Source organism: Empedobacter sp. UBA7611 (assembly GCF_002484365.1).
GTDB lineage: Bacteria > Bacteroidota > Bacteroidia > Flavobacteriales > Weeksellaceae > Empedobacter > Empedobacter falsenii_B.
Map to the genome: position 1 here is coordinate 1 of NZ_DLJR01000068.1, position 22,326 is coordinate 22,326.

The 22,326-nt window shown below is 31.7% G+C and carries 22 protein-coding genes and 1 riboswitch; of the genes, 9 read left to right on the plus strand and 13 right to left on the minus strand.

The window, feature by feature from the left end:
* Positions 1–29: 29 nt before the first annotated feature.
* Together B3R94_RS11760 and B3R94_RS11765 are read right to left on the minus strand one after the other, a co-directional pair.
* A complete protein-coding gene (locus tag B3R94_RS11760) occupies positions 30–863 on the minus strand; it encodes an alpha/beta hydrolase (protein WP_114998709.1) in 834 nt (277 codons plus the stop codon).
* A gap of 109 nt (positions 864–972) precedes the next feature.
* The gene (locus B3R94_RS11765) at positions 973–1,545 is read right to left on the minus strand and encodes a nitroreductase family protein (protein ID WP_291100977.1); all 573 of its coding nucleotides are present in this window, start codon (positions 1,543–1,545) and stop codon (positions 973–975) included.
* A gap of 72 nt (positions 1,546–1,617) precedes the next feature.
* Between B3R94_RS11765 and B3R94_RS11770 the strand changes: the two genes are divergently transcribed.
* The 5 genes from B3R94_RS11770 to B3R94_RS11790 all read left to right on the plus strand — a co-directional run bounded on the left by B3R94_RS11770 (position 1,618) and on the right by B3R94_RS11790 (position 7,896).
* The gene (locus B3R94_RS11770; RefSeq protein ID WP_114998712.1) at positions 1,618–2,379 is read left to right on the plus strand and encodes a hypothetical protein; all 762 of its coding nucleotides are present in this window, start codon (positions 1,618–1,620) and stop codon (positions 2,377–2,379) included.
* 15 nt (positions 2,380–2,394) lie between these two features.
* Positions 2,395–3,354, plus strand: a complete 960-nt coding sequence (locus B3R94_RS11775) for an aminodeoxychorismate synthase component I (protein ID WP_114998714.1) — start codon at positions 2,395–2,397, stop codon at positions 3,352–3,354.
* Positions 3,338–3,937, plus strand: a complete 600-nt coding sequence (locus B3R94_RS11780) for an aminotransferase class IV (protein ID WP_280049353.1) — start codon at positions 3,338–3,340, stop codon at positions 3,935–3,937. The genes B3R94_RS11775 and B3R94_RS11780 overlap by 17 nt, the downstream gene beginning before the upstream one ends.
* A 58-nt stretch (positions 3,938–3,995) precedes the next feature.
* Positions 3,996–4,099, plus strand: a riboswitch (SAM riboswitch).
* A 53-nt stretch (positions 4,100–4,152) separates the two neighbouring features.
* Entirely contained in the window at positions 4,153–6,540 is a 2,388-nt protein-coding gene (locus B3R94_RS11785; RefSeq protein WP_291100981.1) for a TonB-dependent receptor plug domain-containing protein, read from the plus strand.
* Positions 6,541–6,609: 69 nt separating this feature from the next.
* Positions 6,610–7,896: an APC family permease gene (locus B3R94_RS11790; RefSeq protein WP_291100984.1), complete on the plus strand. Its 1,287-nt coding sequence runs from the start codon at positions 6,610–6,612 to the stop codon at positions 7,894–7,896.
* A gap of 54 nt (positions 7,897–7,950) precedes the next feature.
* Here the strand turns inward: B3R94_RS11790 and B3R94_RS11795 are convergent, their stop codons facing one another.
* From B3R94_RS11795 to B3R94_RS11805, 3 genes are all read right to left on the minus strand, one after another.
* Complete coding sequence (locus B3R94_RS11795; RefSeq protein ID WP_291100986.1) at positions 7,951–9,957, minus strand: flavohemoglobin expression-modulating QEGLA motif protein; 2,007 nt, start codon at positions 9,955–9,957, stop codon at positions 7,951–7,953.
* On the minus strand, positions 9,954–10,934 hold the full coding sequence (gshB, locus tag B3R94_RS11800) for a glutathione synthase (RefSeq protein WP_291100989.1): 981 nt from the start codon (positions 10,932–10,934) through the stop codon (positions 9,954–9,956). The genes B3R94_RS11795 and gshB overlap by 4 nt, the downstream gene beginning before the upstream one ends.
* 184 nt (positions 10,935–11,118) lie before the next feature.
* Complete coding sequence (locus tag B3R94_RS11805; RefSeq protein ID WP_291100992.1) at positions 11,119–11,634, minus strand: TlpA family protein disulfide reductase; 516 nt, start codon at positions 11,632–11,634, stop codon at positions 11,119–11,121.
* A gap of 112 nt (positions 11,635–11,746) precedes the next feature.
* Between B3R94_RS11805 and pth the strand changes: the two genes are divergently transcribed.
* Genes pth through B3R94_RS11820 form a run of 3 tightly spaced genes read left to right on the plus strand, consistent with a single transcriptional unit; the run spans position 11,747 to position 12,946 of the window.
* Positions 11,747–12,313 (plus strand): aminoacyl-tRNA hydrolase, encoded by a 567-nt coding sequence (pth, locus tag B3R94_RS11810; protein WP_038336392.1) that lies wholly within the window; start codon positions 11,747–11,749, stop codon positions 12,311–12,313.
* Positions 12,303–12,716 carry a rhodanese-like domain-containing protein gene (locus B3R94_RS11815; RefSeq protein ID WP_291100995.1) on the plus strand — a complete coding sequence of 138 codons (414 nt, stop codon included), beginning with the start codon at positions 12,303–12,305 and terminating at the stop codon, positions 12,714–12,716. Before pth ends, B3R94_RS11815 begins: the two co-directional genes overlap by 11 nt.
* Complete coding sequence (locus B3R94_RS11820) at positions 12,716–12,946, plus strand: DUF3820 family protein (RefSeq protein ID WP_038336390.1); 231 nt, start codon at positions 12,716–12,718, stop codon at positions 12,944–12,946. Before B3R94_RS11815 ends, B3R94_RS11820 begins: the two co-directional genes overlap by 1 nt.
* Here the strand turns inward: B3R94_RS11820 and B3R94_RS11825 are convergent.
* From B3R94_RS11825 to B3R94_RS11850, 6 genes are all read right to left on the minus strand, one after another.
* Complete coding sequence (locus B3R94_RS11825; protein WP_291100998.1) at positions 12,943–13,383, minus strand: GNAT family N-acetyltransferase; 441 nt, start codon at positions 13,381–13,383, stop codon at positions 12,943–12,945. The genes B3R94_RS11820 and B3R94_RS11825 overlap by 4 nt on opposite strands.
* Positions 13,358–13,855 (minus strand): hypothetical protein, encoded by a 498-nt coding sequence (locus B3R94_RS11830; RefSeq protein WP_291101001.1) that lies wholly within the window; start codon positions 13,853–13,855, stop codon positions 13,358–13,360. The genes B3R94_RS11825 and B3R94_RS11830 overlap by 26 nt, the downstream gene beginning before the upstream one ends.
* A gap of 23 nt (positions 13,856–13,878) precedes the next feature.
* Complete coding sequence (gene nadD / locus B3R94_RS11835) at positions 13,879–14,445, minus strand: nicotinate (nicotinamide) nucleotide adenylyltransferase (protein ID WP_291068879.1); 567 nt, start codon at positions 14,443–14,445, stop codon at positions 13,879–13,881.
* Between the two features lie 75 nt (positions 14,446–14,520).
* The gene (locus tag B3R94_RS11840; protein ID WP_291101004.1) at positions 14,521–15,105 is read right to left on the minus strand and encodes a Maf family nucleotide pyrophosphatase; all 585 of its coding nucleotides are present in this window, start codon (positions 15,103–15,105) and stop codon (positions 14,521–14,523) included.
* Between the two features lie 11 nt (positions 15,106–15,116).
* The gene (locus tag B3R94_RS11845; RefSeq protein ID WP_286479257.1) at positions 15,117–15,641 is read right to left on the minus strand and encodes a KdsC family phosphatase; all 525 of its coding nucleotides are present in this window, start codon (positions 15,639–15,641) and stop codon (positions 15,117–15,119) included.
* Positions 15,638–16,402: a Rossmann-like and DUF2520 domain-containing protein gene (locus tag B3R94_RS11850; protein WP_114998736.1), complete on the minus strand. Its 765-nt coding sequence runs from the start codon at positions 16,400–16,402 to the stop codon at positions 15,638–15,640. The genes B3R94_RS11845 and B3R94_RS11850 overlap by 4 nt, the downstream gene beginning before the upstream one ends.
* Positions 16,403–16,702: 300 nt before the next feature.
* Between B3R94_RS11850 and B3R94_RS11855 the strand changes: the two genes are divergently transcribed.
* The gene (locus tag B3R94_RS11855) at positions 16,703–19,084 is read left to right on the plus strand and encodes a TonB-dependent receptor domain-containing protein (protein ID WP_291101007.1); all 2,382 of its coding nucleotides are present in this window, start codon (positions 16,703–16,705) and stop codon (positions 19,082–19,084) included.
* A 92-nt stretch (positions 19,085–19,176) separates the two neighbouring features.
* Here B3R94_RS11855 and B3R94_RS11860 read toward each other — a convergent pair whose 3' ends face one another.
* Together B3R94_RS11860 and B3R94_RS11865 are read right to left on the minus strand one after the other, a co-directional pair.
* Positions 19,177–20,346, minus strand: coding sequence for a dicarboxylate/amino acid:cation symporter (locus tag B3R94_RS11860; protein WP_291101010.1), 1,170 nt, complete (start codon positions 20,344–20,346; stop codon positions 19,177–19,179).
* Positions 20,347–20,461: 115 nt separating this feature from the next.
* On the minus strand, positions 20,462–22,309 hold the full coding sequence (locus B3R94_RS11865; protein ID WP_291101013.1) for a LysM peptidoglycan-binding domain-containing protein: 1,848 nt from the start codon (positions 22,307–22,309) through the stop codon (positions 20,462–20,464).
* Positions 22,310–22,326: the final 17 nt, after the last annotated feature.

Sequence of the window (22,326 nt, forward strand, 5' to 3'; positions counted from 1 at the left end):
CATTTTTTCAGGACGTTACAAGATAAATTTTATTTACCAATACTCCAAATCAATGCTTTTTCTTTAGTTGCTCTGTAAATTGTAGCATGTTCTTCTTTAGGTTCTGGAGAATAATTCCATTGTAGATTTGGAAGTTTTTCTTGCGTCAAAATATTCTTCAAATCATCTGTATAAGGTAAAATATCACTTGCTCCAGATCCTGCAAACCATAACTTTTTTGGAGTTGAAGGAAATTTAGCTAAATCATTTTTTGAATTCAATAACATTTTGTGATTGTTCCACCAAAGTGAAGGATCAATTGCAATATAATAATCAAACATTTCTGGTTGTTTCAGAAAAGTTTCCATGATAAATAATCCAGCCAACGATTCGCCAATAATTCCTTTATTATTTTTAGTGCGATACTTTTTCGTGATTTCAGGAAATAACTCATCCTTGACAAAGTTTCTAAATTGATTAGAACCTCCCACAACATCGGCTATTTTTTTATCTTCTTCATTTTCAGTTGGTGGACTCAAATCTTTGCGACGTTGTATATTTTCTATTCCAACCAAAATAACTGGTTTTATTTTTTTCGAAGTAATCAAACTATCTAATGTGTTTGCAATATGTGGAAAATCTTCTTTTGTTCCGCCATCAGGCATATACAAAACGGATAACGAATCCTGAGAAGTCGAATATTCTATTGGAACCCAAACATTAATAACTCGTTTTTCATTTAGAATTTTAGAATCAATTGTAAATGTTTCGTGTTTCGGGATTGGATCGTTGTAAACAGGCAGATTAGAGTTTTTGCAAGATGTAAAAAAACTAATAGAGATTACAACTAATAAGTAGTTAAAAATCGATTTCATGTATTTCATATTAAAGTATTTATTCAAATATACAAAAATCATAAAGAGTTGATTTTCTATTTAATAAAAAAGACCACTAAAAAATAGTAGTCTTTCTCAAATTATTTTCAGAAGATTTTTAATATTCTAAAAATCTCACTTTATCTTCGATTGGTTGACGAATAGCTTCTGGGATTTCTCCATCAAATTTTCCCATATAGAAAACACCAACGCATTTTTCACCTTCTTCCATAGTTGTAAACTCATCAACATTTGCAATTACATTTGCTGGAGAAGACCAATATGCACCAATCTTTAGCGCACTTGCCATTAACCACATATTCTGAACTGCCATAGAAGTAGCAGCTAATTCTTCCCATTCAGGATTTTTTTCTGTGTTGATAAAATTGATTAAAACAATTTTATTCGACTTATCACATTTCTCAATTAATGCATTTATTTTGCGATCACTCAATTGATCTGTTGGCGTTCCTTGCACATAAACACGCTTTACGTATTCGCGGAAACGGTCTTTTGCAGGGCCTTCTAATACGACAAAACGCCAAGGTTCTGTTTTTTTATGAGATGGTGCCCAGTTTGCTGCCTCAAAAATTTGATTCAATTCTTCGCGTGTAATTTCTTCTTGTGTGTATTGCGGAGGAAATATAGAGCGTCTATTTTTTATGATTGATAATAAATCGTTTGCATTCATGTTGTAACAATTATTAATTTTATTCTACTAATCAAGCAAATTTACATTAATTTCAATAAAACCAACGTTAAGATGAAAACATTAGATTACAACAAAATTGAGTATTACAAAAACAATAAATTTCAATTTGATATTGGGAAATATTTCAATCAATCATTAGAACTTTTCCAAAATAATTGGCAGCCATTTGTTATTTATGCTCTTGTCGCAGCTATTATTTATATGTTTACTTCCTTCACTGTAATCGGATTGCTTTTTGTGATGTATCCACTTATAATGGGATTTATGATTGGAGCAGAACGTGCCGAAAACAAAATGTCAGTAGAACTAGGTGACTTTTTTGGAGGTTTCAAAAATATAGGAAGCTATTTCCTTTTAACACTTATCGTAATGGGAGTCGCAATAGTTGTAATGTTACCATACATTATTTTTTCTTTTTTACCACTTATGTTTAATGATCCCGAAAATGTAAACCCAGCATTAATGATTGGTTCATCGCTTTTTGGTATGTTATACATCTTAGTGGCGACAGTATTTTTATTGTTCTTACAAGCGTGTATTTATCTGGCTCCGTATCTTATTCATTATGGAAATATGAGCGCTATTGACGCAATGAAAACTTCTTATGCAATCGTAAAAAAGAATTTTTGGTGGATGGTTCTAATAGCTATTGTTGTTAGTCTGGTTGCTTCAATAGGAGCTATTGCTTGTTATGTAGGTGCGTTAGCAACTTATCCAATTGGCTATATGATGGTTTATTTTATGTTAAAAGATATGATTTTGACAGATGATGAAAAAACAGAAATTGATCTACTTGGTACAAACCAAGAATAATATTAATTTTATCGAATGTTAGCAAAGCATTCGATTTTTACGAAAATGAATGAATTGGGAGCTGCAAAAGTTCCCTTTTTTTTTATGATCGATTTTTTGAAAGAAAATGGAGAAGTAGTTCCGTTAAATGAATTACCTGATGAGATAAAATTTGAAGTAGATTCAACAAAAAAAGAATCTTTTCAGAAAGATTTTAAATTCAATAAATTCCCGATTTCTTTCGACGAATATTTGCCAAAATTCAATTATGTTCACGATAATCTTTTGTTTGGAAATTCATATTTAACGAATTTAACGCTTCCAACAAAAATTGAAACTGATTTGACTTTACACGAAATTTTTCAGTTTTCTGAAGCAAAATATAAACTGAAATATAAAAACGAATTTGTTTGTTTTTCTCCCGAACGTTTTGTGAAAATTGAAGATCAAAAAATCTTTTCAAATCCAATGAAAGGAACCATTGATGCCTCGATTCTAAATGCGAAGCAACTTATTTTGAATGATGAAAAAGAAGCTGCCGAACATGCAACAATTGTCGATTTAATCAGAAATGATTTGAGTCTTGTTTCCGAAAATGTTGAGGTGATAAATTATCGCTACATGGATGAGGTGAAGACAAATGATGCAACACTTTTGCAAGTAAGTTCTGAGATAAAAGGCGATTTGAATGATGATTATAGTCAAAATTTAGGAACGATTTTCGATCAACTTTTACCTGCTGGTTCTATTTGCGGTGCGCCCAAAAAGAAAACCGTTGAAATTATTTTAGAAGCCGAGAAGTATCATCGAAATTTTTATACAGGAGTTTTTGGTGTTTTTGATGGCGAAAATCTTGATAGTGCTGTGATGATTCGTTTCATCGAAAATAATCAAGGTGAATTATTTTTCAAGAGTGGAGGAGGAATAACAGCAAAAAGTAAGGCAAAAGCAGAGTACGAAGAATTAATTCAGAAAGTATATGTTCCAATTTATTGAATCGATTTGTTGTGTAAACAAACAACTTCGAAATTTAGAATTTCATCAAGCGAGATTTGCTCGAACAAGAAATGATAATTTTACTGAAATCAATCCGATTTTATTGGACGAAATTATTAAGTTTCCGACAGACTTAACGGACGAAAAATATAAAGTTAGAATTGTTTATGATCGTGAAATTCAATCGATAGAATTTCAATCGTATCAAATCAAACCCATTGAAAGTATTCAACTTTTTGAGATCGAAAATAAAATTGATTATTCCTACAAATATATGGATCGTTGGTTTTTTGATGAATATTTAAAAGATTCAAAAACAGATGATTTGGTCTTGGTAAAATCAAATTATATTACAGATTGTATTTATTCGAATATTGTTTTTTTTGACGGTTCTCAATGGATCACGCCACGAACTTTTCTGTTGAAAGGAACAATGCGAGAAGCTTTGTTACAATCAGGCGAGATCATTCAGAAAAATATAAAAGTTTCAGATTTAGTTAATTTTAAATCATTCAAACGAATCAATGCGATGATGAATTTAGACGAAAGCCAAGAATTGGATATTTCGTTGTTAATTCAATAACTCTATAAAATTGATAGAGTATTGTTTGCGTTTTCATTTTTTAACATTACCTTTGCATAACTTATCAAGAAAGGTGGAGGGATTGGCCCTGTGAAACCTTAGCAACCAGATGACTTATAATCTAAGGTGCTAAATCCAACCTATTAGAGGGAAAGATGAGTAAAAGTATTTCACTTTTATCTGTTGGTTTCTTGAAAGTTTTATGATAATTAAAAATGAAAAGAAACAAATTTTTACTTGCTTCATTCGCATTTATTTGCGCATCTACACTTTTTGCTCAAGAAGTTGAAAAGGAGGAAACAAATCTTAACGAAGTTATTTTAATCGGTGGTCGTACATCAGAAAGAACGGTGGTTAATTCGTCAGTTCCTGTCGATATTATCGATGTTGAGAAATTGAAAACGTCTTCTCCTCAATTGAGTGTGAATGATATTTTGAATGTGGTTATTCCTTCTTTTAATTCTGTTCGTCAATCATCTGCCGATGGAACGGAGCATATCGATCCTGTGACATTGCGTGGAATGGGACCAGATCAGGTTTTGGTTTTGATTAATGGAAAACGACGTCACACAACTTCGTTGGTGAATTACCAAAATACAGTTGGAAATGGTTCTGTAGGAACAGATTTAGGCGCAATTCCGATTTCAGCAATTGATAAAATTGAAGTTTTACGTGATGGTGCGGCTGCGCAATATGGTTCTGATGCAATTGCGGGAGTTGTAAATATTGTTTTGAAATCTAAACCAGGTGGTGACGCGTCTTTGACGTATGGTCAGACTTCTCGAAATGATGGAGAAACGTACAATTTTAACGGAAGTTATGGAACGAAACTAGGACAATCGGGTTCGATTGTTTTTTCGGCGGTTGTAAGTGAGCGTAAGAAAACAAATCGTTCAAAAGATCATAATTTAGATATTTTTGGAGATAATTTCGCGTACGATTTTGCAGATGATCCAGATGTAGCAAGAGCTGTGGATGACGCTAAAATTGCTGCTTTAGGGCTTTCGAGAAAAGATTTTAGATTTCAAATTGGAGATGCGGCAATCAAGAATCAACAATTTTTTGTAAATGCTGAAACGGCGATTAATGATCGATTAGATTTTTATTCATTTGGAGGAGTTTCGTTGCGCCAAGGTAATGGATTTGGTTTTAGAAGATTGCCAAGTGAATTGTCTGAAGATGCGTTAAAAATTTATCCAAATGGTTTTCAAGCAATGTTAAAATCTAATGTAAATGATTATTCAAATTCGACAGGATTACGTTATTCATACGATGGATGGAAAGTTGATTTGAGTAATACTTTTGGCTTAAATTCATTTAAATATGATTTAGAAAATTCAATTAATCAATCATTAGGCTTAAATTCTCCAACCGATTTTTACGCTGGGAAACATCAATTTTTACAAAATACAGTCAATTTAGATTTTTCAAAACGAATCAACCAAAATGTTAGTTTAGCGTTTGGTGGAGAATATCGTTTTGAACAATATAAAATCGAAGCTGGAGATGAAGCTTCTTACACAGGTGCTGGATCTGAATCTTTTGTAGGATTTTCTCCATTAAATGCTGTAAAAGGTGATCGTCATTCAGTTGCGGCTTATGTAGATGGAGAATTGAAATTTGGAGATTTTACGGCTGATTTGGCTGGACGTTTCGAAAATTACTCAGATTTTGGAAGTACAATCAACGGAAAATTAGCGATGCGATATGAATACGCAAAAGGATATTCGGTTCGTGGAGCAATTTCAACAGGATTTAGAGCGCCTTCTTTACAACAAAAATACTTTAGTAATTCATATACTGATTTATTCTTGAATGATAATGGTGATCAAGTTTTGGTAACAAAAGGAATTATCCGAAATGAGTCTGAATTGTCGAAAGAAATTGGTTTGGATAAATTGAAAGAAGAAAAATCAATCAATGCAAGTTTAGGTTTAACATTTCGTCCTACTTCAAAATTATTCATCACATTGGATGGATATTTTATAAAAGTTGATGACCGAATTGTCTTGACTTCTGATATTACAGATCCTGCTTTAGAAAAATATAATGTTGCGACAGCGCGTATTTTTACGAATGCAATTGATACAGAAACCAAAGGTTTGGATTTAGTAATTTCTTATGATACTCGTTTAGGTCGAGGAAAATTGAATGCAAGTTTATCAGGAAATATAAACGAAACAAAAATTGTCGGATATCATTTTCCAACAGCTTTGACAATTCCAACAGAAGAATTTTTTGGTCCTGATCAAGTCAATATTATCGAATCATTAAGCCCAAAAACAAAAGCAACTTTAGGATTGAATTATGCAATTTCTGGATTCAATTTTATGGTGCGTAACACGTATTTCGGAAAAGTGACAAAAGATGGATATCCTTGGGGAAGTATCCAAGAACACACGGGAAAAGTGGTGACGGATGCTTCGATTGGTTATGATATTACAAAGAATTTCAACTTTACAATTGGTGCAAATAATTTGTTTGATGTTTTCCCAGACAAGCAAGTTTACGAAAATTCTTATTATGGAGTTTTTCCGTATGCACCGGTGCAAATGGGGATGACAGGAGCGTATTATTTTGCGCGTGCAAGTTTTAAATTTTAATCAATAATAAAATATTCTAAGTGTCAATTTTAATGTAAATTCAAACATTCAATTGGCACTTTTTTGTGTATGGCACATTCAAAAATTGGTTGGAAAACCGCAGCAGCATTAGTGATTTCGAATATGATCGGAACAGGTGTTTTTACCAGTTTGGGTTATCAAATTTCTGATCTTAAAAATACAACTTCTATCTTATTATTGTGGTCAATAGGAGGTTTGTTAGCGTTGATTGGCGCATTTATTTATTCGGAATTAGCTTCAAAATTTAAACAATCAGGTGGAGATTATATTTATTTATCTCGGACATTTCATCCCGTTTTTGGTTATTTATCAAGTTGGATTTCTTTATTCGTTGGTTTCTCTGCTCCAATATCTTTAGCGGCTTTGGCAATGGGAAAATACTTGAATGTTTTCGGGTTTGATTTAGGAAAAGAATTTGCAATAGCCATGATTTTGATTGTTGCCGTTTTTCAATCATTCAGTCTAAATTTGAGTAGTAACTTTCAGAATATTTTTACTATTCTAAAAGTTGTATTTATTGTTGTTTTAATTGCTTTAGGTTTTTATTTTGCTCCAGCAGTTGAGCCAAATGCGGTAGTTTTTGATTCGACTTGGAAAAATGAATTGTTACTTCCTGCATTTGCGACGTCTTTGGTTTATGTTACTTTTGCTTATACAGGTTGGAATTCGGCTTCATACATCGTAGAAGAAATTGAGCAACCAAAACAAAACTTACCAAAAGCACTATTTATAGGCGTTATTTTTGTCACGATTTCTTATGTTTTGCTAAATTATGTTTTCTTGAAACATGCATCAGCAGGAACTTTGGCTGGACAAGAAAATGTTGCAAATATTTCGTTCGGTAATCTGCTTGGAAATAATGTAAAATGGGTGAGTTGCTTTATTGCTTTACAATTAATTGCGACGATTAGCGGTTATTTGTGGATTGGTTCTCGTTTGACGCAAGCCACAGCGCGCGAAAATAAATTGTGGAATTTTATGGCGAAAGAGAACAAAAATAGAATTCCAGTTCGTGCAATTTGGGTGCATACAGCAATTAGTATTTTGCTAATTTTTTCAGGAGATTTTGAAGTGATTTTTACCTATACATCGTTTGTTTTACAAATATTAGCAACATTAGCAGTTTGTACAGCTTTCTTTATCAAACAAGATCAATTAACTATTATCAAAAGTAAATTCTTTTATGTCTTACCTGCTATATTTTTAGCATTTAGTTTATATATCTGTTATTTCGTTTTGATGCAAAAACCAAAAGAAAGTTTATTTGGTTTAGGTATTATTGCATTAGGAATTGTATTATTCTATTTTGATAAAAGAATTGAGAAAAAAGATTAAATATTAGTTCATAATAACACAAAACCCACTCAAATTTGAGTGGGTTTTTATTTTTTAATCTTTTATTCCGTTAAAAATATATTGTAAAATAGGGTTGATTTCTGGATTTTCAAGATGTTTTTTGAAAATTTTGGTATGATATTTCGGTTTATTAATCATTTTACGCTCAACTAATTCGTCAATTGTATCAATGTATTCAACTGAAGTTTTTCCAATCAATAAATTATCCAAAGAACGCCCTTGATCAACATAATTCAAAATTGTTTTCAAACCTTTCAAGTAAAGTGCATCTTTTGTAAAACCACCACCACGATAAACGCGAGTTGTCAGATAAAATGCATCTTCTGGTTGCATTTTGTATTCTTCCATCAAGGTCATAAATGTTTCGTTGAATGATTTTCCATTTGTCAACATATGAACTGCCATAACGCGTAAACCAAGTTCTCTTAGTCGGCTATGATTAATAGAATCAGAATAATATTCACTTAAAATCGCTAAACCTTCTTGCGTTAATGTATTTACAGGTAAACCAATACTAAAGATTTTTAATGGTTGATCCAACGCGTTCATCGTTGTTACCATGTGAACTCCAATTTCGTGCTCAATTAAACCATTTGTAAAACGTTTGTCAAACTTAACGCCACGTTTAATCACAACTTTTCTCTTGCTATTGATTACAAGTGCTTTTGATGCGATATCATCCGAAACTTCGATGTCAAATTTGAAACCATAATCATTCGTAGCATTTCTAAAAAGATTAACCACTTCTTCCTCTGTATAATTTCCTTGTTTATCCATTCTAAATTCAGGACAATAAAGGATAAAGTTCGCGTTTTCGATATCTTTTTTGGATGGTTCGCCAAAGTAACGCAACGAATTGTATAAAAATTTATCCGTACCAAGATTGGCTAATAAATCGACCTTATCAAAATAAGCGTTAATCGTGTTAACATACATATTTTGAATACTAATATCATTGATTTTTTCGACTTTAATATTCGATAATTTTCGTTTAAATTCGAATGGATCAATGTTAAGCGGATTGTACTTAAATTGTGGCTCGTATGTATATTTTGAAGCTAAGAATTTCTTCTTTTCAAATTCTAAATTAATCGGATTGATAACACTTAACAATTCAAAATTCTGAACCAATTGATACAATTGTTTATCAATTTTGACCAAATCAGATTCTAATTCATTGTGCAAAATATTCACTTGCTTAGAACCTACTTTGTACGTCGTTTCTGTTTTTACAAACTCGTAAGCATGGTTAAGAATTGCCGATTTGAAACCTTCTTTAATTTGGTTAATAATTTCTGGAAAAGATTCTCCAGTTAATTCATCACAATAAATTTTCGAAACTTCTGTCGCTAAAACCAACGTATTTTTGAATCGATTTGTAACAAATTCTAACAAATATCCTCGTCCATAAAATACATCGTTAATCGCCGAATAATTGTGAATATTTTCTAACTCAATATTTGCTAATTCATCGCGCCAACTTTCTACATAATTTCCGTAACGTTCGTTATCAACTCGTTCCGCACCAATGTTGAACACAGGAACCGGACGATCCCAGCGTTTCCAATTGTACGAATGAATATCATAAACCAAGCATGACTTAAATTTAGTTTCAAGCTTGTTGATTAAAGCTTCTAAAACTTCATAAAAAGCGTGATGTTTTGCAATACTTTTTTGTTTTTGAGAAACCGACAAAGGCTCTTTCCAAACCTGTTTTCCCCAAGCTTCTTCGTACACAGCAGTTTCTGGACCACGATTTAGATCGTATTCAAATCGAGAATCACAACCTTGAATTAAGATTGGAAAAGTTTCTACAAACTCAGCAGTATGCGGATCTTCCTCGTACCAACGTTCATAATTGCTTAATAAACATTTTTCGCGAATATCTTCGCGCATTTGTCCACCATCATGAATGGCAGCACAAACGTAAGGAATGTATTCGTCGATTTTTATTTTGAATGATTCGTCTTCTGCATAAGCTTCAAATACAATTTCGTTCTCAATATTCTCTAAAATTTGCTGTATACTTATGGATTTCATGCTTTAAATTCTTTATATTTCTCCAATAACATCGACACGATTTGTTTCTGAATTTCGTTGTTATTGTTTACATTATTGTGAGGAACAATTCCTCCAGGACTTACTACATTTAGCTCAACCATTTTTCCGTTAATCAAATCGATACCACAAAAATAAATTCCATCTTCATTTAATTGTTTTCCTATTTTACGGCATAAATCTAACTCATGTTCACTCATTTCGTGTCTAATCGCAGAACCACCAGCCGAAATATTAGAACGGTGATCGCCTTCTGCAGGAACACGCATAATTGCACCAATCGGTTCACCATTAATCACAATAGCGCGAACATCACCTTTTTCTGCACCTTCTATATAATTTTGACAAATAATAGGCTGAGAATATCCGGTATGATTGATATAAAAATCGCAAATCGAGCTTAAGTTACCAATATTTTTTCGTTCGAAAAGTATAACACCTTTACCACCCATTCCGTCTAAAGGTTTGATGATAAATTTCTCGAAATTATTTTCCTCTACAAACGATTTTATCAAATCGATGTCTTTTGTAATAAGCGTTTGAGGAACAATTGTTTCTTGACCATCATCAAAAGAAGCGGCGTATATTTTGTTATTTGCTTTACGTAATCCCGAAATTTTGTTAACGAAGAAAACTTTTTCTTCAATTAATTCTAACATATTCAACAAAAGCGGATCAATTGGTGGATCGGCTCTCATAAAAATTATGTCAAATTCGGTCAAATCTTTTATACTACTTTCAAATTTCATGGTGTGATAAAATTCAACACAATCATTTGTTTCTGTAGTTATCATCTTTTTGCAGTTTCCTACAACTTTGCCCTTGGCAATAGAGATATCTTTTTTTGTTAAATAGGATACTTCAAATCCACGATCTACGCATTCTTTAATAATTCGCATAGTGGTGTCTTTTCCTGGTTCAACCTTGTCCCAAGGATACATTACGAAGCATATTTTCATATAAATAAAAAGGGTATTAAAATCAATGCAATAATAACTAAAAGTTTGATACAAAAAATACTCTACAAAAAAATATATAATATTTGTTTCGATTCTACGGAAACAACTGATTACTAACAAGTAATCAAAAAAAAGGGTGATTGATTTTTTAATTTCAATCACCCTCAGGTTGGTAAACTATAAACTATTTATTTCTTAAACGATCAATTGTTTCTTGAACTTTCGGATCATCTGCTTTTACGCTGTAATAATCTGCAATTTTTCCATTTTGATCAAGAACCAAATATCTTGGTATCCAATTTAAATCAATCCCTGTGCCAAAATTGCCTTTCCAGTTGTTTCCTAAGTAAAAGTGTTGACCCTCAATTTGATATTTTTCAATACCATTTTTCCAAGCTTCCTCATTCTTGTCCATTGAAAGGTAAACAAAGGTTACGTCAGGATTTTTTTCGTGCAACGATTTCAAAGCAGGCATGTTTTTGATACAATCTCCACACCAAGTTGCCCATAAATCTAATAGAACAATTTTTCCTTTATAATTCGAAAAAACTTTTTCTATGGTTGCCGAATTTCCATCCAAATCAACTACACTATCTTGCAAAGCTGTTGCGGGAAATTCAGTTTTCATCACTGACGGAATTTTTTGCGAAAATGCATTAATTCCAACAAATAATATTAAAACGCTAATTATTTTTCTCATGATAATTTTTTATCGATTTCATGTATTTACAAAATCTATACCAATTCAGTAGACTTTAAAGCAAAGGTAAATATTTATTTCTAATCATTGCAAAAAGATGTAATTTTGTTTCATGCAAAAATATCTGATTATTGGGCTTGGTAATATTGGTGCTCAATACGAAAATACTCGTCATAATATTGGCTTCAAGGTTGTTGAAGAAGTTGCTAAAAAAGTTGATGCTAAATTTTCGCCATCAAATTTTGGTGAAGTGGCACAATTCAAATACAAAGCGCGTCCAGTTACGTTGTTAAAACCAAATACATACATGAATTTGAGTGGAGATGCGGTTCGTTTTTGGATGAAAAAAGAAAATATTTCGTTAGAAAATATTTTTGTCATTACAGATGATTTGAACTTGCCTTTCGGAACAATTCGTATGCGTGGAAAAGGTAGCGATGGTGGACACAATGGTTTGAAGGATATTCAAAATAAAGTTGGCGGACAAAATTATGCGCGATTACGCTTTGGTGTAGGAAACGAATTTTCGGAAGGTAAACAAGTGGATTATGTGTTAGGCGATTGGTCGGCAGAAGAAAATGAAAAAATGAATGAACGATTGAATTTGGCTGCTGATGCAGTTTTGTCGTTTATTTTTCAAGGATTAGGTAATACAATGAATCAATATAATGGTAAATAAAATTTTAGGAGTTGCAATGATTGCAGGAACACTTTTTTTAGGTTCTTGTGCAAGCAATTCGTCAAGTTCAGAAGGAAAAGAAGCGAAAATAGAAGAAATAATTTCGACATTAGATAATGTAAATGAAATTAATTTCAAGAGTAATAAGAATGTTTTGTTAGACGTTCGTACACCTGAAGAGTTTGCTGAAGGTCATGTTCCTGGAGCGGTAAATATAGATGTGAAAAATCCAAATTTCGAAGAAGAAATTCAGAAATTAGATACAAAAAAGAATTATTTCATTTATTGCAAATCTGGTGTTAGAGCAAAATTAGCAACAGAAAAAATGCAAGAAAAAGGTTTCAAAAATGCGAAGAATTTCAAAGATGGAATGTCAACGTACAAAGGAACTGTAACAAAATAATGGAAGGATTTCGTCCCGAAATATTAAAAGAAATTGTCACAACTAAAATGCCTTTCGGTAAATACGAAGGGCGATTGTTGTGCGATTTACCTGTTTCTTATTTGGAATGGTTTGTTGGTAAAGGTGGTTTTCCGAAAGGGAAATTAGGAATTCTTTTATCCACTGTTTATGAAATAAAATTAAATGGATTAGAAGATATTATCTACGAATTGAAACGTCAATTTGGTTAAACTTCCCATTCATAAAAATTTGCATCATCGCGTAATTGAAATCCAGCACTTGGATATAATGAATTTCCAATATGATTTGTAACACTGGTTTCTAACAGCATCGCGCAAGCATCAGTTTTGCGGCATAAACTTTTTGCTTCTTCAATCAATTCTCTCGAAAAACCTTGTCCGCGAAATTCTGGAGAAACAAATAAATCGTTCAAAATCCAGAAACGTTTCATTCGAGTAGATGAAAATGAAGGAAATAATTGTACGAAACCAACTGCTTTTTCGTCTTTATTATAGGCTAAAAAGATAACCGATTCGTCATTTACAATTCTGGCTTCTAAAAATTTTTGCGCTGCTTTTACATCAGATTTCTTACCATAAAATTGACGATACGCGTCAAATAAAGGAACTAATTCTTCTAAATTATTTATAGAGGCTTGTTTTGTCATGATTTTTTAGTTTACGATAAATTATTAGTGTATATAAGATTAGAGAAGTGGAGAAAACTGTAATTAAGAAATATTTTGTTTGATTAAATTCAGATTTTGATATTAAAATATTTTTGCCTTTTTCTAATTGAATGATAGAAATTGTATTTTGATATTTTTGAGGTTTTTCATAATAAATGTTTACATAATCTCCTTTTTTAATTTTTTGAGTTATAAGGTGTTTTTTGATTGAATACGAATATTTATTTGAATCATTTTCCAATTTTAGAAAAAACACCATCTTTTTATTAGAAAGATTTCGAAGACTTTTTTGTCTATATATACTTTCAGTTAAACCAATCTCTGATACTTTTCCTTTAATTAAATTGCTTTCAGAAGTATTTATATCTATGATAGAATTAATTATTAAAAAAATTAATACTATTGGAAGAATAGAAAAGGCTATCCATTTTTTTAAATCAGAAATACTCAAATTATTAAATTAAAATTAAAAAATTAACCATACAAATTACTTCCATCCAAATATTCCCAAACTTTTGGAGGTAACATTGGCTTTATATTTTTTCCATCTTTGATTGCATTTCTGATAAATGTAGAAGATATTTCCATCAAAGGGGCTTCAACTATTTCGACATTATCGTAATTTTCTTCTTGCGAATAACCAGGACGCGGATAAACATAAAATTGATAATCGCGCATTAAAATATCGGCATTTTTCCATTTCGAGATTCCATCCAAATTATCAGAACCCATAATCAGTGCAAAGTCATGCTCAGGAAATTTTTCGTTTAGATGAATTAACGTATCAATTGTGTACGACGGTTTTGGTAAGGTAAATTCGATGTTAGATGCACGCAGATTAGGATAATCTTTTATCGCTAATTCTACCATTTCTAATCGATCATATTCATTTGCCAAAGAACTTTTTTTCTTCAACGGATTTTGAGGCGAAACCACAAACCAAACCTGATCCAAATCGGTGAATTGTTGAAAATGATTGGCAATAATTAAATGTCCGACATGAATAGGATTGAATGATCCAAAATATAAACCGACTTTCATAAAATTGATTTTTTAGAAAAACAAAAATACGATAATTGTAGAATAAAAAAATCCAGCCGAAGCTGGATGATATGTTTAGAATTTTACCAATTCTTTATATAGCTTGTGTGTAGGAAGTCCCATTACATTGAAATAACTTCCATTCATATTGTCCACACCAATATAACCAATCCATTCCTGAACGCCGTAAGCACCCGCTTTATCGAAAGGTTTGTAATTGTCAATGTAGAAATAAATTTCTTCGTCTGTTAAATCTGCGATAGTCACTTGTGTTTCGTCTGAAAAGGTAACTTCTTTCTCTACAGAACGAATCGTAACTGATGTATAAACAGAATGTGTTTTTCCACTCAATTTTTTAATCATTTCGTACGCTTCCTCTCTATTCGAAGCTTTTTCTAACGATTCATCATCTACCCAAACAGTTGTATCCGATGTAATAATCAAATCATTTGGTTGAATATTTGTATAAGCTTTTGCTTTTTTAGCGGAAAGATATTCGGTGATTTGTTCTTTCTTGAATTCGTTGCGATCAAATGTTTCGTCAATATCCAATGAAATTGTCGAAAATTTCAATCCTAATCCAGCTAAAAGTTCTTTTCTTCTTGGCGATTGTGATGCCAAAATGATATTGGTATCTTTTAATTTTTCTGTTAATAACATTTCAAATTCTTTTATACAGAAGCTACTTCTTCTGCATTATACCATTTGTTTTGAACTTTCAAAATTTGTTCTAATAGATCGCGAACGCAACCTTTCCCTCCGTTTTCTGGTGAAATATATTCTGAAGCTTTGCGTACATCCATACAAGCATCGTTAGGACAAGCTGATAATCCAACTAAATTCATCACAGCTAAATCTGGATAATCATCGCCCATATACGCTATTTCATCAGGATCTAATCCATAAGAAAAAAGTAAATCTTCGAAAGCTTCTACTTTATCACGTTTATTCACGTAGATATCAGTTAAGCCTAAATATTTTAAACGATTTACAACAGCTTCATCTCTTCCTCCAGTAATCACTGCAATTCGTATTCCTTGTTTGATGGCTAATTGCATCGCATAACCATCGCGCGTATTCATTGTTCTCACCATTTCGCCAGTTGGTAATAAAATTAAATTTCCATCTGTCAAAACTCCATCCACATCTAAAATAACGGTTTTAATGTTATTTAGTTTTTCTTTATAACTTATCATTTTTCGTAAACTCGTTTGATTGAATCTGTCAATATTTGGTAAATCTGTAATAATCTCGAATCATCTTGTAAGGCCTCTAAATGACGATCAATAATGACTTGATCTCCACGTTTTGCTGGACCAGTTTGCGCATCTTTAGGACTCATTTCGATCACTTTATTTGCTGTTTCTTGTATAAGAGGCAACAAAACATCGAACGGAACATTGTTTTGTTCACAAATATTTCCAGCGATATAATATAAATGATTGACAAAATTATTTGCCCAAACACCTGTCATATGAACTTGCATTCTACTTGCAAAATTTAGTTTGTGAACTTCGTTTGAAATTCGATTTCCTAATTCATTCAATTTTTTCAAATCTTCAGGATTTTCTGCTTCGATGAAAAATGGAATATTATCATAACGCATTGTTCTTTCTTTCGAAAAAGTTTGCAATGGATAAAAAACGCCTTTTCGGTAATCGCCTTTCAGAACAGACATAGGAGACGATCCAGAAGTATGAACAACCAAAACATCATCATACGGAATATAATGAGAGAATTCTTCGATTCCAGAATCGGCACTTGCAATAATATAAATGTCTGCTTTTTCTATTTCAGAAATTTTATCAGTATACGAAATTCTATTTGCTTCTCCGATTTCTCTAGCATGTTCTAATGTTCTATTGAAAATTTGTCGAACATTGCAAGTGTTTTCGATTAATGCACGAGTTAAGTGAAACGCAACATTTCCTGCACCTAATATGACAATTGAACTCAATGTTTTAGCAATTTTTTGATTAATATTAATTGAATGATAAATGTAAGTTTTTCAGCCGAGGAAAAAAATTTTAAAAAAAAATTAAAAATTCTTGTAACATTTTTGAAGTTGTTGCGTCTTATTAATAAAATCATCCAACAATTGGGTTTACCTATTATGTAAAACATAGTACTTTAAAATTTAAAAAAAGTTTAAAAATTTTGTAACAAAACATTTTTTAAAACGTCTAATTAGGAAAAAGTACGGACAACTCTTATTATGTATTATGTAAAACATAGTACTGTTAAAAAAATATTAACTATGAGATTAAACAAATTTACTTTAGCTATTCTTTTCTCCGTTTGCTCTATTTACGGATTCTCACAGGAACAACATCCTGTGAAAGGAAAGATTGAAAATGCAAAAAATGAGGCGGTTGGTATGGCTGCGATTCAGATTTATAAGGCAGATTCAAAAGAATTATTCGATGAAGTGTATGCAAATGAAGACGGAACATTTGAGATTCCAGATTTGGAAGACGGAAATTATCGTTTGGTGATTACAGAATTTGGTTATCAACAATCTGTAACAACTGCAGAGGTAAAAGGAGGTGAATTAAATTTAGGTAACATCATTTTACAAGTAGAAAAAGCGGAAACCGTAGAACTGAAAGGTGCATTTGTTCGTGCGCAAACTTCACAATATCGTAATGAAATTGATAAACGTATTGTTGAAGTTGGGAACGATTTGGTATCTGCTGGATCTGATGCTGCTTCTGTTCTGAATAATATTCCGTCTGTAAATGTGGATCAACAAACAGGAGCATTGTCATTAAGAGGAAACGAGAATGTAAAAGTTTTTGTAGATGGCAAACCTTCTTCTCAGTCAGCAGCGCAATTGTTAAAGCAAATTCCTTCGAATCAAATTCAACGAATTGAAATTATTACCAATCCTTCAGCAAAATATGAAGCGGATGGAAATTCTGGAATCATCAATATTGTTTTGGTAAAAGGAACTAAAAAAGGTTATAATATTGGGTTGATTGCAGGTTATGAACAAGGAAAGAAAAGCCGTTTCAATACATCATTGAATACAAATGTGAATGTAGGAAAGTTCAATTTATTTGGAAATATTAATTACGCTGATCGTCCAGCAAAACAAAATGGAATTGGTCGTAATTATGATGATAAAATTGATCAATTATTTGATATTCAAAATACAAAAAATAGAAATTTATCATATAAAGCAGGATTTGATTGGTTTATCAATGATAAAAATGCTTTAACGATTTATACAAATCAGTGGGATGGAGATCATGCTGCTTTAATCAATACAAATGTTTTAAAAACTAATTTTAATAAATTAAATAGAAATGATATTTGGTCAGATTCAAGAAGTTCTGATTATAGTTTGAATTACAAATTAGATTTTAATAAGAAAGATCACAATCTTGTTTTAGATGCATTTTATTCGATTAATAAAGAGGATGATGACAGAGATTACTTAAATACATTTCCAAAAGACGAGTTTTATCAAGAATATCGTTACGATAAAACGCAAACAACTCGTATTAATTTAGATTATACCAATCAAATTGAAAATGCAGGAAAATTAGAAGCAGGAATTCAATATCGTAAAGAGTCTAATGATAATGATATGGATTCTACTAAAGAATTAACAAATCCTCTTAATGGAAATATATACAACCCGTCAGTTGATTTTCAGTTCGATCGTTCGTTTTATTCTGCTTATACAAATTACAAACAGAAATTTAATAAGTTTGGAGCGCAAGTTGGATTACGTTTAGAGCGTGTTGAAGATAATGCAGATTGGTTTTATTCACCAAATGAAGCAGGAACTCTGAAAAAAGATTATACAGATTTATTTCCTTCGGCTTTCTTAACATATGATTTGACTGAAAAAGCGCAATTATCATTAAACTATAGCCGACGAATTAATCGACCAGGAATTTATCAATTAACTCCAGTTCCTCAATATTCTACAGCATTAATGTCGAGCGAAGGAAATCCAAATCTTCGTCCAGAATATACAGATTCTTATGAAATCGGTTATTTAAAACAATTAACAAAAGGTTCTATTTCTGCGAATTTATTTTACAGAAGTGTAAAAGATAATATCATTCAATCATTCAAAAAGGATGAAGATATCGAGTCTGCAATTATTCAGTACAATTTGAACTACGATAAAGTAAATAAATTTGGAGTTGAAGCAAGCTGGAATTATAAATTGGCTAAATGGATGAATGTTTATTTGGCAGGAGATTTCACTTCTTCTGAGATGCAAAATGATCACAAGAAAATTACAGCAAATGTATTTTCTGCTCGTATGAATAATACGTATAATTTATCTAAAAAATTAAGTTTACAACAATTTGGATTCTTTAGAGGCAAAACTAAATTTTTGCAAGGAGAAATGTTAGAAATGTGGCGAATGGATTTAGGCTTACGTTACACGTTTATGGACGGAAAAGCAGCTTTATCAGCTCGTGTTAATGATGTTTTCAAAACGATGCGAGCAAGAGTTCATATGGATGATCCATATTATGGATATGCAAACTTCAACTGGGAATCTCAAACAGCTTACTTAGGATTTACTTACAATTTTGGAGGAAAAGTTAAATCAAGAGCCGAAGCTCAGCAAAATAAAACAGAGCAAAACGGTGGTGGAATCGGTATACAATAAAAAAAACATTCTTCATTTATTTAAATATTCTTAAAACTAAAAAGAGTTCCAATATTTTTGGAACTCTTTTTTTATTTGGATTAATATTTTTTTTATTGAACTTCTTTTTTGAATAATTTATTCAACGTTACAGCAATAGCTCCATCTCCAGTTACATTTCCTGCTGTTCCAAAACTATCCATTGCGATATAAAGTGCAATCATCAATGCTTGATTTTCTGCATTAAATCCTAACATCGAAGCAATAATTCCAATCGCTGCCATAATCGCTCCACCAGGAACGCCAGGCGCTGCAACCATCGCAATTCCAAGCATCATCATAAATCCTAAAAATTGAACAAAATCAATTTCCATTCCTTGGATTAACATCAATGCTAAACAACAACAAACGATTTTTAACATCGAACCAGATAAATGAATTGTCGCACACAACGGCACAGCGAAATTAGCAATTTCGTCACGAACACCAATTTTCTTTACTTGCGCAATTGTTATAGGTATTGTTGCAGCAGAAGATTGTGTTCCTAATGCTGTGAAATAAGCTGGTAACATCAATTTCATCATGGTAAATGGATTTTTTTTTGTAATAATTCCAGCAATTGTAAATTGAAGCACTAATAAGAAAACATGAAGCACGAAAATTACACCAATTATTTTAAGGAATACGTTCATAATTGTTACCACTTGTCCTGAATATGACATGTTCAAGAAGATTCCGAAAATGAAAATTGGTAATAGTGGAATGATTAAATTTTGAATTAAATACGTAATAATTGATTCGAAATCATCTGCAAATTTTCCAAAAGTCGAATCTTTTAATCGTGATAATCCGATTCCGAAAAGAAATGAAAAAACTAAACCTGGCATTACATCAAATAACGGAGGAAACTCTATCGAAAAGTATGGTGTAAATTCTTTGGCTTTTTCTGCTAAATTAATTTGCCCAGTTTGATGTTCTAATAATTGTGGAAAAATAGACATACTCGCTGAGTAGCCTAGTAATCCTGAAAAAATGGTTGATCCGTAAGCAATTAAAACGGTTGCTAATAATAATTTTCCGGCTGTTTGTCCTAATCTTCCAATTGATGGAACGATTAATCCAACAATGATTAATGGGATTAAAAAGTTAAGTAATTCGCTAAAAAAATCATTGAAAGTCATAAAAATACGACCAATAGCTTCTGGTATTATTCCGCCGAGTGAAATTCCAAGTACAATGGCAAGAATAACTTTTACGAGTAAATTGTCTTTAAGTTTGTGCATAGTCAAATTTAGAAAAAATCCGTTCAATACAAGGTTTTAATTCTAAATCTTGATAAAAAGAAAAAAGCGATGCTAAAATTTAGCATCGCTTTTTGGTATATAATTTTTGATAAAATTATTTTTTAGGTAAACGAACAATTCGGCTAGCATCGTTCGTATAAGCTTTACTTCCGCTTATTTTTTTGTATGCAAACTTCGATGCCAAACGTGTATTTTCTGTTGTAATATTGTTGGTAACATCACCTTTATTATTCATTCTGTCCACAATATCATACGTTACATCGTAGCCTAATTGCTCGTAACGCGTCGGAAATTCACAATAAACTTCCTTGAAATCTTTGATTACACTTTGTACTTCCGTATCTCTTGTATTGATTAATCGCGCAGTACTAAACACAAAACCAAATTCGCGGAACGCATCGATATTTTTCGCATTATCTGCACTATAAACATCATAAACCGAAACCGATTTTATTCCGTAAGCTTTGATATTGTCTTTGTTAAATGTTTTTAATTTTTCTAAATATTGTTTTCCCAAATTATCATCATCACCAACTAAAACCGTAATAATTGGTGTGTAATAATCTTCGCCGTTCACTTTATCGTGTGGTTGAACAATTTTTGCAGCACTATCTACAATGACAACATTTGCTTTCAACTGTTTTTCTAATTGCTTTTTCGTGTAATTTGCTAACTCTTGATCATCACGATTTGTCAACAAATAAACTTGTTCTCCTGCAAAGTTTTTTCCAATTTCTTCGATAATTTGATCTGCAATTACTTCATCTTTTGGATTAGAAATCAATAAATCATTGAAAGAATTTAACGAATCGTCATTTGCATAAGGCGAAATCACCGCGATTCCAGAATTGCTGAAGAAATTCGCAACTTCCGTGACATCAGACGTATTCAATGGACCAATAACGGCATCCGTTTTACTAAAATCTGTTGTAGATAAAATATCTTGTAAGTTTCCGCTTTTCGTGTCGATCACTTTTACATTTACATTTTTACCTTTTTTCGCCAAATGAGTCAACGCTAATTTAGCTCCAGTAAAAAATTGCATTGCTTGCGAATTTTTTAATTGCGGATTATTTGCAACATCAAAAGGTAGCATAATAGCAACATTAATTTCATTGTCATTAGCACGTTTCAACTTTCCTGCAGTTCCGTATTTGATGATTTTAGCATTTTTTTGCAATGGAATTTTAAGTGTCATTCCAGCTTTTAAACCATTGATTAAATCAGGATTTAAACGCAATAACTCATCTAAATTCGTGTTGTATTTTTCTAAAATTCCGTAAGCCGAATCTCCATTCTGAACAACATAGTTGATCGTGTTTTCTTCGATTACAACAGAACCAGATTTTTTAGGAATCGTTATCACCATTCCTTCTTTTACACCTGTTTGTAAAGCTGGATTTTCTGCATATAAATCGTCAACACTTACATTATACTGTTTTGCTAAAGTGTATAAAGTTTCTCCTTTTTTGATTAAATGCGTTCCTTTTGGAACAGAAAAAACTTTATTTGTCACATCTTTTGGAAGCTTGATTACGTCACCAATTTCTAAACCTCTTTCTTTGATTTGAGGGTTTAATGAGTTCAATGTTTCTTCCGAAATTTTATATTTTTTTGTCAAATTGTAAACCGTTTCTTTCGGCTCAATTGTAATATATTGATAATTATCGTCCGAAATTTTTACGTTTGACGTAGTTGTTGTAGTATTGGTTTCAGTTGGTTTGGTTGTCGTAGTTCCTTTACCTGGAATCACAATCAAATCACCTGGATGAATCCCATTTTTTTCAATTTTAGGATTGGCTTTATACAATTCTTCTTGCGAAACACCATATTGCTTCGAAATTCCGTAAACGGTTTCTTTTGCTTGAACTGTATGCGTTTTTTGTTGAGCATAAAGTGCTGATGCACCAACAAATAACAATAAAGCTAATATTTTTTTCATTTAGATGAATTTTCGTG

Bases quoted from the DNA above. Each gene is read 5' to 3' on its own strand.
- B3R94_RS11780 (WP_280049353.1), top strand. From the start codon at position 3,338: ATGTTCCAATTTATTGAATCGATTTGTTGTGTAAACAAACAACTTCGA.
- B3R94_RS11825 (WP_291100998.1), bottom strand. From the start codon at position 13,383: ATGACAAAACAAGCCTCTATAAATAATTTAGAAGAATTAGTTCCTTTA.
- B3R94_RS11805 (WP_291100992.1), bottom strand. From the start codon at position 11,634: ATGAGAAAAATAATTAGCGTTTTAATATTATTTGTTGGAATTAATGCA.
- B3R94_RS11790 (WP_291100984.1), top strand. From the start codon at position 6,610: ATGGCACATTCAAAAATTGGTTGGAAAACCGCAGCAGCATTAGTGATT.
- B3R94_RS11765 (WP_291100977.1), bottom strand. From the start codon at position 1,545: ATGAATGCAAACGATTTATTATCAATCATAAAAAATAGACGCTCTATA.
- B3R94_RS11795 (WP_291100986.1), bottom strand. From the start codon at position 9,957: ATGAAATCCATAAGTATACAGCAAATTTTAGAGAATATTGAGAACGAA.
- B3R94_RS11865 (WP_291101013.1), bottom strand. From the start codon at position 22,309: ATGAAAAAAATATTAGCTTTATTGTTATTTGTTGGTGCATCAGCACTT.
- B3R94_RS11770 (WP_114998712.1), top strand. From the start codon at position 1,618: ATGAAAACATTAGATTACAACAAAATTGAGTATTACAAAAACAATAAA.
- B3R94_RS11820 (WP_038336390.1), top strand. From the start codon at position 12,716: ATGGAAGGATTTCGTCCCGAAATATTAAAAGAAATTGTCACAACTAAA.
- B3R94_RS11855 (WP_291101007.1), top strand. From the start codon at position 16,703: ATGAGATTAAACAAATTTACTTTAGCTATTCTTTTCTCCGTTTGCTCT.
- gshB (WP_291100989.1), bottom strand. From the start codon at position 10,934: ATGAAAATATGCTTCGTAATGTATCCTTGGGACAAGGTTGAACCAGGA.
- B3R94_RS11785 (WP_291100981.1), top strand. From the start codon at position 4,153: ATGAAAAGAAACAAATTTTTACTTGCTTCATTCGCATTTATTTGCGCA.
- B3R94_RS11840 (WP_291101004.1), bottom strand. From the start codon at position 15,105: ATGTTATTAACAGAAAAATTAAAAGATACCAATATCATTTTGGCATCA.
- nadD (WP_291068879.1), bottom strand. From the start codon at position 14,445: ATGAAAGTCGGTTTATATTTTGGATCATTCAATCCTATTCATGTCGGA.
- B3R94_RS11845 (WP_286479257.1), bottom strand. From the start codon at position 15,641: ATGATAAGTTATAAAGAAAAACTAAATAACATTAAAACCGTTATTTTA.
- pth (WP_038336392.1), top strand. From the start codon at position 11,747: ATGCAAAAATATCTGATTATTGGGCTTGGTAATATTGGTGCTCAATAC.
- B3R94_RS11760 (WP_114998709.1), bottom strand. From the start codon at position 863: ATGAAATACATGAAATCGATTTTTAACTACTTATTAGTTGTAATCTCT.
- B3R94_RS11860 (WP_291101010.1), bottom strand. From the start codon at position 20,346: ATGCACAAACTTAAAGACAATTTACTCGTAAAAGTTATTCTTGCCATT.
- B3R94_RS11775 (WP_114998714.1), top strand. From the start codon at position 2,395: ATGTTAGCAAAGCATTCGATTTTTACGAAAATGAATGAATTGGGAGCT.
- B3R94_RS11815 (WP_291100995.1), top strand. From the start codon at position 12,303: ATGGTAAATAAAATTTTAGGAGTTGCAATGATTGCAGGAACACTTTTT.